Here is a 17,808-nt window from a genome sequence, read left to right as displayed (position 1 = left end):
AAGGAGTTTATCCATTATGAGCAAGCCACTAGCGGGAATCAAAATCATCGACTTCACCCACGTGCAAGCCGGACCTGCCTGTACCCAGATGCTGGCCTGGTTTGGTGCCGACGTCATCAAGGTCGAGCGGCCCGGTTCGGGCGACGTTACCCGCAGTCAGTTGCGTGACATTCCGGACGTCGATGCACTGTATTTCACGATGTTAAACAGCAATAAAAAATCACTGACGCTGGACACCAAGAAGCCTGAAGGCAAGGAAGTACTGGAGAAGTTGATTCGTGAATCCGATGTTCTGGTCGAGAACTTCGGACCCGGTGCGCTGGACCGCATGGGGTTCACCTGGGAACGCATCAATGAACTCAATCCTAAGATGATCGTCGCTTCGGTCAAAGGCTTTAGCGATGGCCACCATTATGAAGACCTGAAAGTCTACGAGAACGTGGCCCAATGCGCCGGCGGCGCGGCCTCCACGACCGGTTTCTGGGATGGTCCGCCGACGGTCAGTTCCGCTGCGCTGGGCGACACCAATACCGGTATGCATCTGGCCATCGGCATTCTCACCGCCCTGATCGGTCGCGGAAAAACCGGTAAAGGTCAGAAGGTTGCCGTGTCGATGCAGGACAGTGTCCTGAATCTGTGCCGCGTCAAGCTGCGCGATCAACAGCGGCTCGACCGGATCGGCTATCTGGAAGAGTATCCACAATATCCGCATGGCAAATTCACCGATGTCGTGCCACGCGGCGGCAACGCTGGCGGTGGTGGGCAACCAGGCTGGGTACTCAAATGCAAGGGCTGGGAAACCGATCCGAACGCCTATATCTACTTCACCATCCAGGGCCATGCATGGGCACCGATCTGCAAGGCGCTGGGCAAGGAAGAATGGATTGAGGACAAAGCCTACAACACTGCCACCGCACGGCAGGACAAGATCTTCGACATCTTTGCCGTCATCGAAGAATGGCTCAAAGATAAAACCAAGTTCGAAGCGGTGGACATTCTGCGCAAATTCGACATTCCCTGCTCACCGGTGATGTCGATGAAGGAAATCGCCGCCGATCCGTCCCTGCGTGCCAGTGGCACCATTACCGAAGTCGATCACAAGGAACGCGGTAAATACCTCACCGTCGGCAGCCCAATCAAGTTCTCGGATACCACGGTCGAAATTACCGGTTCGCCATTGTTGGGAGAGCATACTGACGAAGTGCTGGCGAGTCTGGGTTACAACCCTGAGCAAGTAGCGGCCCTGCACTCGGCTCAGGCAGTGTGAAGACAAGCAGACATCCGGGAGTAACAAGGAACCGGTAACACCAGAGCGCCGCTCAGAACCTCGCGAGGAGTTCTGAACGGTGCTTTATTCGTTATCCGAAGACGGCAGACGAGAAAAAAGATGCCATATCAGGCCGTTTTAAGCGCCGATCCAACGGCGTCAAACTGAGCGATTGACTCCACCAGAATCTGCATTGCCACTTGAAGTTCATCGATCAGGGATGACATGGCTTCCACCTGACCGCCGCGGAAAGTGCTGGAGATCACTGCCGTCAGGCGTGCAACGTCCGTTGCCTGCAACATGCTGGCCATGCCCCGCAAACCATGGATGAGCCTGGCTGATCCTTGGGAATCGCCAGCGTTAAAGAGGCGGCGTGCTACATCGACGTCACCGCCGTGGTCTACGACGAACTGACGTAGCAATCCCGCGTAGGTTTTTTCGTCGCAGCCGAACGATTTCAATGCTGCAGCACCGTCTACACCCGCAAAGTGGATTGTAGACGCCGCGGGTTTCCATGTTGTGCCACGTCTGGTGTCAGGCTGGCTCGGCGAGCTATGTCGTCTTCCGGTCAGGATGTCGAGCAAATCCTCCACGTCGATCGGTTTCACAATATGCCCCGTCATACCGGCGAGCTGGGATTTTTCATAATCCTCGGGCAAAGCATAGGCCGTGACGGCAATGATGGGCAAGTCGATCCAGCCCATTTCCTGGCGGATGATTCTGGCGGCAACGTGGCCGTCCATTCCCGGCATCTGGATATCCATCAAAACCGCGTCAAAGTGAGCAAAAGGCGCACGCAGCGCATCGAACGCGGCCAGCGCACCACTGGCGATCACCACCTCGGCTCCGGCCCGAATCAGGATCTGTTCGATCACTTGCTGGTTGATGGCATTGTCCTCGACCACCAGCAGACGCATGGTAGAAAGGCGCCCGTCCATCCTGTCGGGCAGAGGAAGAATGGCGCTAAAATCGCCTGACTGTGCGCGGGTCACGGCATCAAACAGGCTTGCTGGGGTAATCGGTATGGCTATAATGCCATCCAGATAAAGATCGTCGCTGGCAGCGGCCGCCTGACCGAGTTCGAACACGGACGCCATCAGAATGACTTGCGGAAGGCCGATGTCCGGTGCGTCATATGCCTGTCTGAGCATCTCGGCGCCATCCATGCCGGGCATACGCCAGTCAAGCAGCATCAGGTCGTAATCACGGTCCTCGGCGGCGCTAAGCCGCAACTCATTCAAGCCTGCCGCACCGGAGTCGAACGCGCTCGCCTGCCAGCCGAAACCGGCGCAAGTGCGCTGCAGGATATCTCGCGCCAGAGGATGATCATTGACGATCAGAACGCTCAGGGCCGGAGCGGACCGGCTGTTTTGCGGCACCACCGTGGGCCCACTTTCGGCCAGCGCCAGCGTTACGGCGAAGACAAAGTCGCTGCCTCGTCCGGGAACACTGTCGACCTGAATCTGGCTGTCCATCAGGCCGGCCAGACGTGCAATGATCGCCAATCCCAGCCCAGTTCCGCCATACAGTCGCGTCGTCGATGGATCGGCCTGAGTGAACACATTAAAAATTTGACCCAGTTGCTCAGCCCGGATACCGATACCCGTATCGCGTACGGAAAACTCTAAGGTCACCCGAGCGGCTTGCCGCTCGAGGCAGCGCACCGAGACGACGATTTCGCCCTGTTCGGTGAATTTGACCGCGTTACTGGTTAAGTTCAACAGTATCTGCTGCAGACGCATGCCGTCGCCGATCAGTGCGTCGGGCATATCTTGCGCCACGTCGAATAACGCTTCGACCGATTTACCGCGCAGGCCAATCGACATCAGCGCCGCCGTCGTACTCAAAATGGCGTTCAATGAAAATGGGGCGCGCTCCAGTCGCAGCGCCCCGGCTTCAATCTTGGAAAAATCAAGAATGTCATCCACCAACCTCCGCAATGCCTGCGCCGATAAAAGGAGCTTGTCGGCGTAATCGCGCTGGAGACGGTCGAGGGCGGAATCGGCAAGCAGTCCCGTCAACCCGACCACGGCATTCAATGGAGTCCGAATTTCGTGGCTCATGGTGGCCACAAAGGTACTTTTTGCCAGGTTGGCAGCTTCGGCGTCGTTAGCTTTTTCCACCAGCTCAGCATTGAGTGCAGCAATTTCGTGGGTGCGTTGCGCAACCCGTTCTTCAAGACGAAGCTGATAGCGCGCAAGTTCGCTGCGGGCGCGCAACGACTGCATGCCATAGGCCATGTTGCTGGCCAATTCCTCCAGCAGTTGCACCTCGTTCAGGCTAAACGACATCGGTTCTGCCGAATAGAGCGTCAATGCACCGAGAACCTGATTTTCAAGGACCAGGGCAAGCGCAACGCTGGTGTGGTATTTGCGTTTGAGCACCGCTTCACGCCATGGGGCCATGACCGGATTGGTCAGGCAATTCTGGGTGACCTGCGTGAAACCAGTCCGAATCGCCGTGCCAGTTGGTCCGCGCCCGATGACCTGTTCGCCATCCCAGGATATCTTGAGACCGTCCAGGTAAGCGTCCTCATAACCCGATTGAGCGATCGGCCTGACGGTCTTTGCGGCATCCTGCTCGGCGATGCCGACCCAGCCCATCAAATAGCCGCCGGATTCGACCACAAGACGGCACAAATCGTTAAGCAAATCGTATTCATCTGTGGCCCGCACCAGAATGGAGTTGCAGTCACTCAGAAGGCGCAAAGCACGGTTTAGGCGCGTCTGTTCAGCTTGACTTTGTTTGCGCTCGCTGATGTCTTCGATCGTACCGACATATTGCAGGGCCGTGCCCTGCGCATCGTGCAGCAGCGTAAGACTCAAAATGACCCAGACGCTATGGCCGTCGCGGTGAATATAACGTTTTTCAAGGTGAAAATGATTCAACTTGCCACTGCGTAACTGCGTAGTTTGGGCAACGGTGATCTGGACGTCATCCGGGTGCGTCAGATCCAGAGAGATCTTTGACAGCAGCTCCGATTCGGTATACCCCAACATGGCGCAAAACGACCGATTGACCTTGATCCAGCGCCCATCCATATCGGCGATGGTCATTCCGAGCGAGGCGTTCTCAAACGCACCACGGAAATGCTCCTCGCTGGCGTGCAGAGCCAACTGCGCCAGCCTGCGTTCCGTTACGTCCACGCCCTGGACAAAAATACCTGATACGCTGCCCTCGGCGTCGACCATAGGCTGACAGACCAGATCGACATAAAGCTGCGAAGTGGGCGCATCGGGCTGGCGCTGTAAAACGACGGGTGTATCGCTGGCAAAAAACGGCATACCGGACGTAAAGACCTGGTCCAGCATCTCGGATAAACCCTGTCCTTCCAATTCTGGAAATACCTCTCGGATCGGTTTGCCCAACAGCTCACGCTCGCCCACCAGGCGCACATAGGCCGCATTGACGAACTCGAAAACATGCTGCGGCCCCCGCAAAATCTGAATAAAGCCTGGGGCTTGGCGAAATAGGGTGTGCAGACGTTCACTTTCGCCTGCCCGTTGCACGCGCAAAACCTGATCGGCCCGCTCCACCGCGTTCCACAGCCGTTCGGCAACGTTTTCGACCAGCGCGATCTGGCCCGGTGTCCAATCGTATGGCAGGGTCAGGTACAACGTCAAGGCTGCAACCCACTGCCCTGCTTTAATTACGGGAATAACCAGAATAGCGTTGGCACCCAGACTGTCATAGGCTTGTATGTACGCTGCAGTGCGAGGATCGCGCCTGATCTCGCTGACGGCAAATGGTTGCCCACGGCTAAGTGTAGCGGAGATTTCAGGGCCGAAGCCCGCGAGTTCACCTTCGGCACCGACGAGGCTGGTCAGATGGTCCAGCTTCCATTCATACGAAATGTGGAACGTGCCGCCCTGGGCGTCAATTTTTGTGTAATAGACGTGCGACACCTGCAAATACTTGCCCAGCAGCTCGGTGGCGGTTCTCGCGATATCGTCGGCCGCCGTCAGCCCGCGCAGTCGATCAGCCAGCCCCAGCTGGAAGGTCTGGCGCTCTTCGGCTTGGTCCCGCCGTCTCATTTGTGCCGCAAGCTCAAGATTCAAACGTAACAGCTGCGCCTTTGCGACGTGCTCGTCGGTGACATCATTACACACCACGAGCACGCCTTGCACGCCGCCGCTGTCCTCGATGGGGCTGTATCCATAGGTCCACCAGACATCTTCGCGCGCGCCATGACGTGTCACAGGCACGAGCTGCGATTCATGCCAGGTGGCACCGCCGCCGGCCATGACAAAATCAATTTGTGGTCCAATGATGTGCCAGATTTCGGCCCAGCACGCGTGCCCGCTTTGCCCAAGCGCCGTGGCATGCCGTTCCGGCCCCATAGTGCGGCGATAGCTGTCGTTATAGAACTGAAACAGATCTTTGCCCCACCAGATGAACATCGGGTGTTTCGACGTCAGCACCAGCCGCAGCGTAATCTTAAGGATTTCGGGCCATTGCGATGGTGCGCCAAGCGGCGTGGAGGTCCAGTCGCGTTCGCGCATCAATGCACCCATCTCACCGCCATGGGATAGAAAATCGAATTCGGGATGCATTTTTAGGCCAGCGCCTCTACGACAAACAGTGATGTTACGCGGACTGACTCAGAATGAAGGGCAGGCGGGAAGTTCATTAAACTTATAGCAATATTCTAGTTTTCACAAGTATTGTCTATAGTCTTATCGCCCTTTTTTACGTTCTGCTCAACACAAAACCGGTCTCATACACTTAACAGAGTGAGGAAAGGCTTGCCTAAATACACAAAGGTAACAAAATAGCGCCGCTCCGCCTTCTATGAGGGCATCGGAACGGCGCTTCAGTCGGGAACGGAGGAAGAACTGGCAGAGTGGATAACTATCCGGATCGAACCGGCGGTGAAGATAATTGCTTATCGTTCGAGCTTTGGACGTAAAAGTTGCCGGAACAATCATACCTTGAGCTAATTAAGCACACGGAAGTGAACAGTCAGCAACATTCTGCTATTTAGTCAGAGAAATGGAAAAATGTTTCGGATGAAGCGTAACCTCGACAAGTAAAATATCGTCGAGTCAGCGAATGCAAGCAACCGGCTTCGCACAGAGCGAAGCGCGCAAAAGGACGTTTCGGCGGTCACAGATTTTTGATGCGGTGCCGTCCTGTCTGCGTCTAAGACCAGAACGATCAGTACGATCAGTACGTGACGGCACTTCTATTACAGTAACATTTACAAACAAATCGAATTACATGCCCCAGGTGGTGGCGCCATCAGATTTGTCACCGCTGGTTGTTGCGTCCAGCGATTCACGCAAGTTCACGGCCAGCAGAAATGCTGCAACGCCGTACGCCGCACGCGCTAATGTTCCGCCAAGGGAACGGCGAGCATTACTGCGATTCAAGGAAGAAGATGTCGATTCTGTTTTAGAAAAAGTTGTCGATGTCATGTTGATGCCCCTATCAAGATTAAAATCCTTCATTGCAGTGCAGTATAAAACCTCCGAAATAAAATATCTAATTGAAAAATTAGATAGCAGATATTCAATTTGGAAATATAAAGGGCGTAGGGCCATCAAACCTTGGGGAAAACCACCTCATTTCCTCAACAAAGGTGTGTTGTTTATTTTCAGCAAAATAAAAGACGCATTAATAACGTTGGGTATCGTTGTTTTTTGATGGCGGTGAACCCTGATCGCACGCATTACATTTTTCGATTAACCGTCTTATGTCCGCATCAAGAATGGGGCGGTCATTTATCGCTCCTCAACAGATTATTCCAACAAGTTCGTCTGTCAGGCACTCCCCGGACCTGACGATCAGTATCTCCTCCCCCAGTAGGCTACCTAATACGGCGTTCCTTGACCTTGGTCAAGGAACGCCGCGGGGTAGGCTAGCTATGATGGAACCCACTCGAATAGCAGCACCTGATAGCACCTGACAGCACGCGTTGCCCATCCTCTGTACCGACACCACACGAAAAGAAAGTTTTCATCATGAAAAACGACATTCAATCCGAATCTGCCGCCTTGCTCACGCCAGCAGGCGCGCTGACCGACGGCTTTCATCTGGTCATTGATGCGCTCAAGCACAATGACATTGACACCATCTTCGGTCTGGTCGGCATTCCGATCACCGATCTGGCACGTCTGGCGCAGGCCGAAGGGATGCGTTTCATCGGGTTTCGGCATGAACAAAATGCGGGCAATGCCGCCGCTGTGGCCGGTTACATGACCCAAAAGCCGGGGATTTGCCTGACCGTGTCGGCACCCGGTTTTTTGAACGGTCTGACCGCGCTGGCCAATGCCACCGTCAACTGCTTTCCGATGATCCTCATCAGTGGCTCCAGCGAACGCGAAATCGTCGATTTGCAACAGGGCGATTACGAAGAGATGGACCAACTTAATGCGGCCAAGCCGTACGCCAAGGCGGCCTACCGCATTAACAAGGCCGAAGATATTGGGATCGGTATTGCGCGGGCGATTCGCGCGGCCGTCTCCGGTCGTCCGGGCGGTGTCTATCTGGACTTGCCAGCCCAATTACTGGGCCAGTCGCTGGATGCCGAGCGCGGTAAAAAATCGCTGGTGCGGGTGGTCGATCCGGTCCCGCGTCAACTGCCTGCGCCGGAATCGGTCCAGCGTGCGCTCGAGCTGCTCAAAAGCGCCAAACGTCCGCTGATCCTGCTGGGCAAAGGCGCTGCTTACGCGCAGGCCGATGCTGATATCCGGGCCTTCGTCGAACAATCGGGGATCCCGTATCTGCCGATGTCAATGGCAAAAGGTCTGCTGCCCGACACCCATCCGCAATCGGCGGCAGCGGCGCGCTCTTTCGTGCTGGCCGAAGCCGATGTCGTGATCCTGATCGGTGCCCGCCTGAACTGGCTGCTCTCGCATGGCAAGGGCAAGACATGGGGCGGACCGAAGCAGTTCATCCAGATCGATATCTCGCCGACCGAAATCGACAGCAACGTGGCGATTGCAGCCCCGCTGATCGGTGATATCGGTTCGTGTGTAGCGGCCTTGCTAAGCGGCATCGGTTCCGGCTTTCCCAAGCCAAGCGTCGACTGGACTGGCGCAATCATGGAACGCAGACAGAAGAATCTGAGCAAGATGGCAGCCACGCTGGACCAAAATCCGTCGCCGATGAATTTCCATAGCGCACTGCGGGCGATCCGCGATGTACTCAGGACACGCCCCGATATTAACGTCGTCAATGAAGGCGCCAACACCCTCGATTACGCGCGCAGCATTATCGACATGTATGAACCGCGCAAGCGTTTCGACTCCGGCACCTGGGGCATCATGGGCATCGGGATGGGCTATGCCATCGGCGCGGCGGTCACCAGCGGCTTGCCAGTGGTGGCCATCGAAGGCGATAGTGCGTTCGGCTTCAGCGGCATGGAACTCGAAACCATCTGTCGCTACGAGCTCCCCATCGTGGTCATTGTCTTCAACAACAACGGCGTCTATCGCGGTACCGATATCAACCCGACCGGCGGCAAAGATGTCGCACCGACCGTGTTTGTCAAAGGCGCGCGCTACGACAAGATGATGGAAGCCTTCGGCGGCATCGGCTATAACGTTACCACCCCGGCAGAAATGACCGAGGCACTGGCCGCGGCCATCGCCAGCGGCAAACCGGCCCTCATCAACGCCGTCATCGACGAATCAGCGGGAACCGAAAGCGGTCGTTTGACCAATCTCAATCCGCAAAGCAGCGCGACTAAAAAGTAAGACGCCATCTAACATCATCAAAGGAGTTTATCCATTATGAGCAAGCCACTAGCGGGAATCAAAATCATCGACTTCACCCACGTGCAAGCCGGACCTGCCTGTACCCAGATGCTGGCCTGGTTTGGTGCCGACGTCATCAAGGTCGAGCGGCCCGGTTCGGGCGACGTTACCCGCAGTCAGTTGCGTGACATTCCGGACGTCGATGCACTGTATTTCACGATGTTAAACAGCAATAAAAAATCACTGACGCTGGACACCAAGAAGCCTGAAGGCAAGGAAGTACTGGAGAAGTTGATTCGTGAATCCGATGTTCTGGTCGAGAACTTCGGACCCGGTGCGCTGGACCGCATGGGGTTCACCTGGGAACGCATCAATGAACTCAATCCTAAGATGATCGTCGCTTCGGTCAAAGGCTTTAGCGATGGCCACCATTATGAAGACCTGAAAGTCTACGAGAACGTGGCCCAATGCGCCGGCGGCGCGGCCTCCACGACCGGTTTCTGGGATGGTCCGCCGACGGTCAGTTCCGCTGCGCTGGGCGACACCAATACCGGTATGCATCTGGCCATCGGCATTCTCACCGCCCTGATCGGTCGCGGAAAAACCGGTAAAGGTCAGAAGGTTGCCGTGTCGATGCAGGACAGTGTCCTGAATCTGTGCCGCGTCAAGCTGCGCGATCAACAGCGGCTCGACCGGATCGGCTATCTGGAAGAGTATCCACAATATCCGCATGGCAAATTCACCGATGTCGTGCCACGCGGCGGCAACGCTGGCGGTGGTGGGCAACCAGGCTGGGTACTCAAATGCAAGGGCTGGGAAACCGATCCGAACGCCTATATCTACTTCACCATCCAGGGCCATGCATGGGCACCGATCTGCAAGGCGCTGGGCAAGGAAGAATGGATTGAGGACAAAGCCTACAACACTGCCACCGCACGGCAGGACAAGATCTTCGACATCTTTGCCGTCATCGAAGAATGGCTCAAAGATAAAACCAAGTTCGAAGCGGTGGACATTCTGCGCAAATTCGACATTCCCTGCTCACCGGTGATGTCGATGAAGGAAATCGCCGCCGATCCGTCCCTGCGTGCCAGTGGCACCATTACCGAAGTCGATCACAAGGAACGCGGTAAATACCTCACCGTCGGCAGCCCGATCAAGTTCTCGGATACCACGGTCGAAATTACCGGTTCGCCATTGTTGGGAGAGCATACCGACGAAGTGCTGGCGAGTCTGGGTTACAACCCCGAGCAAGTAGCGGCCCTGCACTCGGCTCAGGCAGTGTAAGACAAGCAGACATCCGGGAGTAACAAGGAACCGGTAACACCAGAGCGCCACTCAGAACCTCGCGAGGAGTTCTGAACGGTGCTTTATTCGTTAACTGAAGACGGCAGAAGAAGGACAATAACATGCATGCAAGCATTGATTTCGAGCAGCTGGTAACGGTCGTCGGAGATGCCGTCGTCGTCTGCGACGCCGGCGGCGCCATCACACTATGGAATCCGGCATCCGAACGCATATTCGGTTTTACCGAAAGCGAGGCACTCGGCCAGTCACTGGATCTGATTATTCCCGAGCGTCAGCGGCAGCGACATTGGGACGGTTATCACAAGACCATGCACACTGGAGAAACCCGTTACGGTCACGACATTCTCCGAGTGCCAGCGCTGCACAAAGAAGGACATCCCTTATCGATTGCGTTCACCGTCGCCATCCTTTATTCACCCGAGAAAACCGTGACGGCGATCGTTGCCATTATCCGTGATGAGACCGCACGTTTTTCCGAAGAACGCGCCTTGCGCAAACGCATCACAGAGCTTGAAAATAAAGGGAGTTAAAAATGGGAGGTCGGCATTAATGCCAACCTCCCATCGTCCTAATTGCCGATGCAATCCACGGCTTATCTTTCAGGCAGCTTTTTGTATCCGCAGGTAACCAGCCTCTTCCTGGATAGATTTCCCTAGCAGCTTTACCAGCGTGTAGACCGTATCGATATGCGGCGTGGGCGTATCGGTCAGGCGTCCGAGTTCGACCACCGATCCCACCAGCGCATCAATCTCAACCGCCCGCCCCGCCTCCATATCCTGCAACATCGAGGTTTTGTGCTTGCCCACCTTTTCTGCTCCGGCGATACGCTTTTCCAGACTGACGCGGAACTCTATCCCGAGCTTGTTGGCAATCGCTTGTGCTTCGCGCATCATGTTCGCAGCCAGTTCACGCGATAACGGGTATTGACAGATATCGAGCAAAGTCGAATGCGATAACGCGCTGATCGGATTGAACGTCAGGTTGCCCCACAATTTGAGCCAGATTTCGGACCGAATATTCTCCAGCACCGGTGCTTTGAATCCGGCATTGGAGAAGCGTTCGGAGACGCGCGTAACCCGGGCGCTGACAGACCCATCCAGTTCACCTACCGGGAAGCGGTCGCCCTCGACGTGTCTCACCACACCCGGCGCAATCAGTTCGGAGGCCGGATATACCACGCAACCGATGACTCGGTGGGCACGAATTTTTTCGCCGATGATGCCACTTGGATCGACGCTGCGTACGCAATTGCCCTCCAGGGCCCCTCCGTGCTGATGAAAATACCAGTAAGGAATGCCGTTTTGCATGGTAACCACGACGGTGTCCGGCCCGAATAACCTAGGGACATCATTGGCGACCGATTCCAGCTGATGCGCTTTCATTGCCAGGATGACGATATCCTGCGGACCCGTTTCGGCATAGTCGTTGCTTGCCTTAACGTTACGCGCAACATGCTCGGTGCCATCAGCCATGATGAGCTTCATGCCGTTGGCACGGATCGCATCCAGATTCGCGCCGCGCACCATGAACGTTACCTGCTCCCCCGCCAAGGCCAACTTCACACCGACATAACCGCCTATTGCACCGGCACCTACAATCGCAATTTTCATATTGATCCTCTCTATGGAGCTATTCGAAACGGTTACTTAGTGTGCCAATACCTGCGATATCGATGTCGACGGTACTGCCGGACCTCATCGACCCGACTCCTACCGAGGTGCCACACAGGATGATGTCACCTGGCATGAGACTCATATCCTGAGAAATGAGGCTGACCAGCTGCTCAACAGAAAATAGCATGTCGCTAACTGGGTATTCCTGACGCACGTCTCCGTTGAGCGTAGTCTTTACGATCAGCGTACGAGGATCCAGTCCGGTGGCAATGACGGGACCAAACGGGCAAAATGTGTCGAAGCCTTTGGCGCGCACCCATTGTGTAAACGAAGGGTCACGCTGCAATATGTCAGCGACCGTTACGTCATTGGCACAGGTCAACCCAAACACATAATTCATGGCTTCGGTGACCGACACCGATTTACATAATTTGCCGATGACGATTCCCAACTCACCTTCAAATACAACCTTGCCGCCGCACGACGGGTTTTGAATCGTTTCTGCGGGATTGAGGTAGGAATTCGGTGCCTTGATCAGATACAAGGGCTCCTCAGGAATCGCCAAATTTAACTTCTGCCCAAGTGCCCGGAAATTATTCCACATCGCAATAATCTTGCTTGGCTGTGTTGGCATCAACAGCTTGACATCACGCAGTGCGAGCACGCGCTCTGAAGACACAGGATGATTGAACATGTCGCCCTCATATACCCGAATCTGGTTTCCTTCGAGCAACCCGAAGCCGATAGCATCAGCGTGAAAAAAACGAATCCAGCGTTGTATCATTTGACACCCTTTTATTTTAAAAAAATCATGCCGCGATACCTGGCAACCGCCACGCGCTCTGCGCTTTTGCGCTGATGTTTCAGCGTCGATGTCCCACTGGCGATGTTGTACAGCCGATGTTGCACGGTCAACGTCTTACTGTCGGTGCATCAGCACCGACGGAACAGCGACATGTCCTTACGCAGAGCTATTTTTTTAACGTTGCTGCGCCTAAGGGGTAGCTTTAGTGATTGAAGCCGTTTTTTGACTATCCCGCGCTTCGGTATCACGCCAACTTTCTGGTTCCGCGGCATGCCGTGGCCCCGTCCGGCCCGCGACTGCGTCGGTGCTAATCGCATGTTCGGCATTGGCACTTTCAATAAATCGTCTGCGAATCGGTGCCAATAAAAATTTCGCAGCAATCGCGGCAGCGATCGTAATACAGGCTGCAACGATAAACACCCGGTCCCAGTTGCCGCCTGCCGATAGCACCGATGCCAACGGAACCAGCAAAGAAGCCGTTCCTTTCGCTGTATAGAGAGTGCCAGCGTTACCTGCCGCAAATTTAACGCCAAACGTATCCGCACAAATCGCAGGAAATATCGAAAATATTTCACCCCAGAACAGAAAGACTAATGCGGCGAATGTCATGAAAGCAATCGGGTCATGGCCAAACTTCATGAGTCCCAGCATCGACAGGCCTTCGCCGAGGAAGACGATGAACATCGTATTTTCCCGGCCGATCCGGTCCGAGATAAAGCCACACAAAGGACGCGTAAAACCGTTACACAGATTGTCGATTGACAACGTCATCGTCAACAGCGGCAGCGTCAGTCCTAATATCGATATCGGCAACTTCGCCAGGCCGTAATCTTTGGCAATCGGACCCAGTTGCGCAGTCGCCATCAGCCCCCCTGCGGCGACCGCCACGAACAGGCCATAAATCAACCAGAACACCGGCGTCTTAAGCATTTTTCCGGTCGGGTAATCCACCTTGGTAGTGACCAGTCGTGGCGCGACCTTGACCCCTTTGGGCGCCGTTGGTCTGACCATCAACAACGCCAGAATAAAAATAAATATGCCTTGAAATATACCGAAAAACTGAAACGCCGCCTGATATCCGGCACTTTGAATCATGTTCGCAATAGGGATAACGGTGACTGCTGCCCCGGCCCCAAATCCTGCCGCGGTTAAACCCGCCGCCAGACCGCGCTTGTCCGGGAACCATTTCAACGCATTCCCGACGCAAGTGCCATACACGCAGCCGGCGCCAATTCCGGCGATCACTGCAGCAATGTAGAGTTCGGTCAGCGTCGTTGCGTGCGCATCGATCACCCATCCCGCTGCAGCGAATATCGCACCTGCAGCAATAACCGGACGCGGTCCAAACTTATCCACTAGCCAGCCCTCAATCGGCACCAGCCATGTTTCGACCAGGATAAAAATGGAGAACGATAACTGGATCGCCGACAGACCCCAATGATTCTTAGCCTCAATCGGACTCACAAACAGCGTCCAGGCATATTGAAGATTGGCCACCAAGCCCATACAGATAATCCCAAAAACAAGCTGGACCCACCGATTACTCAACATTCCGTTATGGGCATCGCTGTCAAGTGAGACTTGACGATGGTCGTTCATAAATTTTATCTCCTGGATGTTTTTATAAGATTTATGTCACTATCGACTGTGACTTGTTAACCTGTTCTGCAAGCATTCCATGCGACTTTGATTCCTGTAATACAGTCGGTCGCAGTGCGCCGGACTATCGTTAGCAAGAGCCCAATCAGACGCTAACCGACGACCATCGCTTTCCACGCAAGGACACCCACACTGTTCTCTCCCCCTTTGGTTCAATCAAACTGGTCAAAACTGCGTGTTCCCCATGACAAATTTCTCTCACGCATTCCCAACCATTTCAATTGATTAAAGTCATTGTGGAAGAACCGTTCGAGGTTTTCCTTGACTCTGGTTAAGATTCGAAATCTCAGGCGCCTATTTCGGCCTTTTGCATTTCCGCCCAGTCAACTGTCGGTGCCATCCGCGTCGCGCTCGTGACAATGGCGGTATACCAACGCGATTTGGTGGTATGGATCGCATTCGTCAAAAATTCAACATCGTAGGCGCGCAACAAGTGCGGCTGCCGGGTTTCAAGATAAACCTGCAGTTGCTCCTTCTCGCCGCCGTTGCGCTGAAGATCCTGATACATCCTGGCATCCCAGTGCCACCGGAGTCCGAGTTCGTGGAATGCGGCGTTATAAGCACCCAGATGAATTGTTTCCTCATCGGCGCCGGATGGTTGATCGATTGCGACCTGGTACATGGTTACTTTCCTTCACGGATAGACATCACCAAAAAAGTTATCTGCTTGAACCTGCAGTCGTGGAATCTATCGTAAGAGGAAGTAACCATAAATAATAATTAATTATTTTAATCTTAACCATTAACGATCAGAAATGCATTGATCCTAAAGCGACGGCCCCACAAGGGGAAACACGCCTCTGTCAGCGCCCTCTCCCCGATCTCGTTATACTAAGTCGTTGCATCCAGGCACAGATACAACGTGGGAATAAAATTGACCCTGCCAGCCTGCGTCTGAAGTAATTGTCTTCAGTAAGAAAGATAGGGCGGTTGAGAGCCAAATCGCCGCTGACAACAATTGACCCCAGTCAATTTTCGTCGCATCATGTTGCACATCTTCGATCTAACCAATTTCTTTCCGGATTTTCTTTTCATGACTTCAGTCGATAATCATCTCGAACGCAATGTCATCCGCGTCCAGCTCAAGCAGAACGTCGTTTTGAAGTATCTCAATGAATCTGAAATCATGGAGCTGGAACCCCATCTGGCGGTGACCGAGTTTCAGAAAGGCGATTTTTTGCTGCATCAGGGTGTGCACGAAATGGAGCAGTATTTCGTCCTGGATGGCATTTTGAAGCGCGTGGTCGCCAACCACCAGGGTAAGGAGATGATCCTGCGTTTCGCCCATGGCGGCGATATGGAAACCAGCTATGCGGCCTGGCGCCTTAAGACACCCACGCCGTATAGTATCGTCTGCGTCACCAAGGTGCGGGTGGTGAAGCTGCCGCTGCCGCTATGGGTAGATTTCATCGAGAACCATATACAGGTCAAACAAGCGTTTGAGCATGAAGTAATGCGCCTGATGAGCGAGGTAATGGCGCATACGATCACGCTTCACTTGCTTGATGCGCCAGGGCGCGTGCATCGCTTCCGACGAAAATATGTCGATCTGTTTGATCTCATTCCCAAGAAGGAACTTGCTTCCTATCTTAATATTTCACCGGAAACACTTTCAAGATTAAAGCATCAAGGGAAGATTTGAGCGCGCCGCAAGCGCATCTAAAAAACGACATTCGGTGATACTCTGCTTTAACAGATGAAAGTAGCAGATAAAAGTAACAGATAAAAGTAACAGATAAAAGCCCCTATTTGCATTTTTGCAAAAGGGGCTTCATCTTCAGGATTGCTTCCCATACGACTAATTTATATTGACCCGGAAACCCTGGTACGCAATCCGCTGCCTGTCCTCATTTTAAATGACACCTTCTTCGCGCAACGCCGCGATCTCATCCTTGCTATATCCCAACTGTCCGATCACGTCATCGGTGTGCTCGCCCAAGAGCGGCGAACGCGTCACTTCGGTGCTGCTATCCGACATTTTGATTGGATTTCCAACCGTTAAATACTTGCCGCGAGTCGGATGATCAACCTCGACAATGGTGCCGGTCGCGCGCAAAGATGGCTCGTTCGCGATTTCTCTCATCGATAAAATCGGTCCGCACGGAATATCGTATTTGTTCAGAATCTCCATCGCCTCAAATTTATCCTTGGTCATGGTCCATTGCTCAATGCGCGCAAAGATAGGCTTGAGGTGCAACAGACGCGCAGCTGGCGTGGCATATGCCTCGTCGGTGATCCATTCTTCCTCACCGATCAATTTGCACACCGAAGGCCAGACGGCTCCCTGCGTGATGAAATAAATGTAAGCGTTGGGGTCGGTTTCCCAGCCCTTACACTTTAGGATGGAGCCAGGTTGACCGCCGCCCGAAGCATTACCAGCGCGTGGCACCGCATCGCCAAACGGTTGATCAGGATATTGAGGATATTCCTTCATGACGCCGGTTTTCTCAAGCCGCTGTTGATCGCGCAACTTAACGCGACAAAGGTTGAGCACGCTGTCCTGCATCGCTGTCAGAACCTTTTGTCCGCGTCCTGTTGTGTTGCGCTGGTAGAGCGCTGCAATAATTCCCAGTGCCAGGTGCAAACCGGTGCCGCTGTCACCGATCTGGGCGCCTGTGACCATTGGTGGGCCATCATCGAAACCGGTAGTCGAAGCCGAACCACCCGCGCATTGGGCAACGTTCTCGTAGACTTTACAGTCTTCGTAGGGACCCGGACCGAAACCCTTTACAGACGCGACGATCATGCGCGGATTGAGTTCTTGAATCCGCTCCCATGTGAAACCCATGCGGTCTAACGCGTTCGGTGCAAAATTCTCGACCAGCACATCGCAGGTCTTGATCAACTTTTCGAGGACTTCCTTACCTTTAGGTTTCTTGGTGTCCAGCGTGACCGAGCGTTTATTGTGATTAAGCATTGTGAAGTACAGGCTGTCCGCGCCGGGAATATCTCTCAGCTGTCCACGTGTGGCGTCCCCTTCTCCAGCACGCTCGACCTTGATCACGTCCGCGCCGAACCAGGCGAGCAACTGCGTGCAGGTCGGACCTGACTGAACGTGTGTAAAATCAAGAATGCGGACACCATCTAATGCTTTACTCATACTTGTCTCCTGAAGTTATTATCATTCTATGATGCATTATAAATCTGTGGATAAGGTTAAACCGTAGTGAGAGCATCGACGACTCCGCTGGCCGATCTCAGTCATGTGCCCTCGTGCACAGCTTCGCTTCAGGAAGCCCAATCATAGCCACGGGATTCAGCGGGAGGCATTGACCGCGGTCAATTTTTGTCGCCTTTTCGGATAACAACTATCTTTATTATAATAAATACAATTTCAAAGATTATAGCAAGCAATTCATTGGTTTTTGATTGTTCGTATTAGCCAATGGAAAAGGTTATCAGCGATGATTTTGGCGTAGATCTCATACATGAGAATACGAAAATCTCGTTCGCCGC

General features: G+C 54.0%; 12 protein-coding genes. 6 read left to right on the top strand and 6 right to left on the bottom strand.

Going from position 1 to position 17,808, the window contains the following annotated elements; genetic code table 11:
* Positions 1-16 precede the first annotated feature (16 nt).
* Positions 17-1,267 carry a formyl-CoA transferase gene (frc, locus tag JQN73_RS16320; protein ID WP_205319886.1) on the top strand — a complete coding sequence of 417 codons (1,251 nt, stop codon included), beginning with the start codon at positions 17-19 and terminating at the stop codon, positions 1,265-1,267.
* Between the two features lie 128 nt (positions 1,268-1,395).
* Here frc (JQN73_RS16320) and JQN73_RS16315 read toward each other — a convergent pair whose 3' ends face one another.
* The gene (locus tag JQN73_RS16315) at positions 1,396-5,820 is read right to left on the bottom strand and encodes a PAS domain S-box protein (protein ID WP_205319889.1); all 4,425 of its coding nucleotides are present in this window, start codon (positions 5,818-5,820) and stop codon (positions 1,396-1,398) included.
* Between the two features lie 499 nt (positions 5,821-6,319).
* Here JQN73_RS16315 and JQN73_RS16310 point away from each other — a divergent pair, with 499 nt between their 5' ends.
* From JQN73_RS16310 to JQN73_RS16295, 4 genes are all read left to right on the top strand, one after another.
* Positions 6,320-6,913, top strand: coding sequence for a hypothetical protein (locus tag JQN73_RS16310; RefSeq protein ID WP_205319888.1), 594 nt, complete (start codon positions 6,320-6,322; stop codon positions 6,911-6,913).
* 317 nt (positions 6,914-7,230) lie between these two features.
* Positions 7,231-8,967: an oxalyl-CoA decarboxylase gene (gene oxc, locus JQN73_RS16305; protein WP_205319887.1), complete on the top strand. Its 1,737-nt coding sequence runs from the start codon at positions 7,231-7,233 to the stop codon at positions 8,965-8,967.
* A 36-nt stretch (positions 8,968-9,003) separates the two neighbouring features.
* Complete coding sequence (gene frc / locus JQN73_RS16300) at positions 9,004-10,254, top strand: formyl-CoA transferase (RefSeq protein ID WP_205319886.1); 1,251 nt, start codon at positions 9,004-9,006, stop codon at positions 10,252-10,254.
* Between the two features lie 122 nt (positions 10,255-10,376).
* Positions 10,377-10,805, top strand: coding sequence for a PAS domain S-box protein (locus JQN73_RS16295; protein ID WP_205319885.1), 429 nt, complete (start codon positions 10,377-10,379; stop codon positions 10,803-10,805).
* A 69-nt stretch (positions 10,806-10,874) separates the two neighbouring features.
* Here the strand turns inward: JQN73_RS16295 and JQN73_RS16290 are convergent, their stop codons facing one another.
* From JQN73_RS16290 to JQN73_RS16275, 4 genes are all read right to left on the bottom strand, one after another.
* Positions 10,875-11,885 carry a 2-dehydropantoate 2-reductase gene (locus JQN73_RS16290; RefSeq protein WP_205319884.1) on the bottom strand — a complete coding sequence of 337 codons (1,011 nt, stop codon included), beginning with the start codon at positions 11,883-11,885 and terminating at the stop codon, positions 10,875-10,877.
* Between the two features lie 19 nt (positions 11,886-11,904).
* Positions 11,905-12,672 carry a fumarylacetoacetate hydrolase family protein gene (locus tag JQN73_RS16285; protein ID WP_205319883.1) on the bottom strand — a complete coding sequence of 256 codons (768 nt, stop codon included), beginning with the start codon at positions 12,670-12,672 and terminating at the stop codon, positions 11,905-11,907.
* Between the two features lie 210 nt (positions 12,673-12,882).
* Positions 12,883-14,292, bottom strand: a complete 1,410-nt coding sequence (gene oxlT / locus JQN73_RS16280; protein ID WP_240162297.1) for an oxalate/formate MFS antiporter — start codon at positions 14,290-14,292, stop codon at positions 12,883-12,885.
* 346 nt (positions 14,293-14,638) lie between these two features.
* The gene (locus JQN73_RS16275; protein WP_205319882.1) at positions 14,639-14,974 is read right to left on the bottom strand and encodes a hypothetical protein; all 336 of its coding nucleotides are present in this window, start codon (positions 14,972-14,974) and stop codon (positions 14,639-14,641) included.
* Between the two features lie 411 nt (positions 14,975-15,385).
* Here JQN73_RS16275 and JQN73_RS16270 point away from each other — a divergent pair, with 411 nt between their 5' ends.
* Positions 15,386-15,994 carry a Crp/Fnr family transcriptional regulator gene (locus JQN73_RS16270; protein ID WP_205319881.1) on the top strand — a complete coding sequence of 203 codons (609 nt, stop codon included), beginning with the start codon at positions 15,386-15,388 and terminating at the stop codon, positions 15,992-15,994.
* A gap of 210 nt (positions 15,995-16,204) precedes the next feature.
* Here the strand turns inward: JQN73_RS16270 and frc (JQN73_RS16265) are convergent, their stop codons facing one another.
* Positions 16,205-17,452 carry a formyl-CoA transferase gene (gene frc, locus JQN73_RS16265; RefSeq protein ID WP_205319880.1) on the bottom strand — a complete coding sequence of 416 codons (1,248 nt, stop codon included), beginning with the start codon at positions 17,450-17,452 and terminating at the stop codon, positions 16,205-16,207.
* Between the last annotated feature and the right edge of the window lie 356 nt (positions 17,453-17,808).

This window comes from Glaciimonas sp. PAMC28666 (assembly GCF_016917355.1).
GTDB lineage: Bacteria > Pseudomonadota > Gammaproteobacteria > Burkholderiales > Burkholderiaceae_D > Glaciimonas.
The sequence above is the reverse complement of the archived record's forward strand: the minus strand, read 5'-3'. Positions and strand labels throughout refer to the sequence as shown.

What these genes read in the sequence shown, in the direction of transcription:
- frc (WP_205319886.1), top strand. Translation starts at nt 17, where the DNA reads ATGAGCAAGCCACTAGCGGGAATCAAAATCATCGACTTCACCCACGTG.
- JQN73_RS16315 (WP_205319889.1), bottom strand. Translation starts at nt 5,820, where the DNA reads ATGCATCCCGAATTCGATTTTCTATCCCATGGCGGTGAGATGGGTGCA.
- JQN73_RS16310 (WP_205319888.1), top strand. Translation starts at nt 6,320, where the DNA reads ATGCAAGCAACCGGCTTCGCACAGAGCGAAGCGCGCAAAAGGACGTTT.
- oxc (WP_205319887.1), top strand. Translation starts at nt 7,231, where the DNA reads ATGAAAAACGACATTCAATCCGAATCTGCCGCCTTGCTCACGCCAGCA.
- frc (WP_205319886.1), top strand. Translation starts at nt 9,004, where the DNA reads ATGAGCAAGCCACTAGCGGGAATCAAAATCATCGACTTCACCCACGTG.
- JQN73_RS16295 (WP_205319885.1), top strand. Translation starts at nt 10,377, where the DNA reads ATGCATGCAAGCATTGATTTCGAGCAGCTGGTAACGGTCGTCGGAGAT.
- JQN73_RS16290 (WP_205319884.1), bottom strand. Translation starts at nt 11,885, where the DNA reads ATGAAAATTGCGATTGTAGGTGCCGGTGCAATAGGCGGTTATGTCGGT.
- JQN73_RS16285 (WP_205319883.1), bottom strand. Translation starts at nt 12,672, where the DNA reads ATGATACAACGCTGGATTCGTTTTTTTCACGCTGATGCTATCGGCTTC.
- oxlT (WP_240162297.1), bottom strand. Translation starts at nt 14,292, where the DNA reads ATGAACGACCATCGTCAAGTCTCACTTGACAGCGATGCCCATAACGGA.
- JQN73_RS16275 (WP_205319882.1), bottom strand. Translation starts at nt 14,974, where the DNA reads ATGTACCAGGTCGCAATCGATCAACCATCCGGCGCCGATGAGGAAACA.
- JQN73_RS16270 (WP_205319881.1), top strand. Translation starts at nt 15,386, where the DNA reads ATGACTTCAGTCGATAATCATCTCGAACGCAATGTCATCCGCGTCCAG.
- frc (WP_205319880.1), bottom strand. Translation starts at nt 17,452, where the DNA reads ATGAGTAAAGCATTAGATGGTGTCCGCATTCTTGATTTTACACACGTT.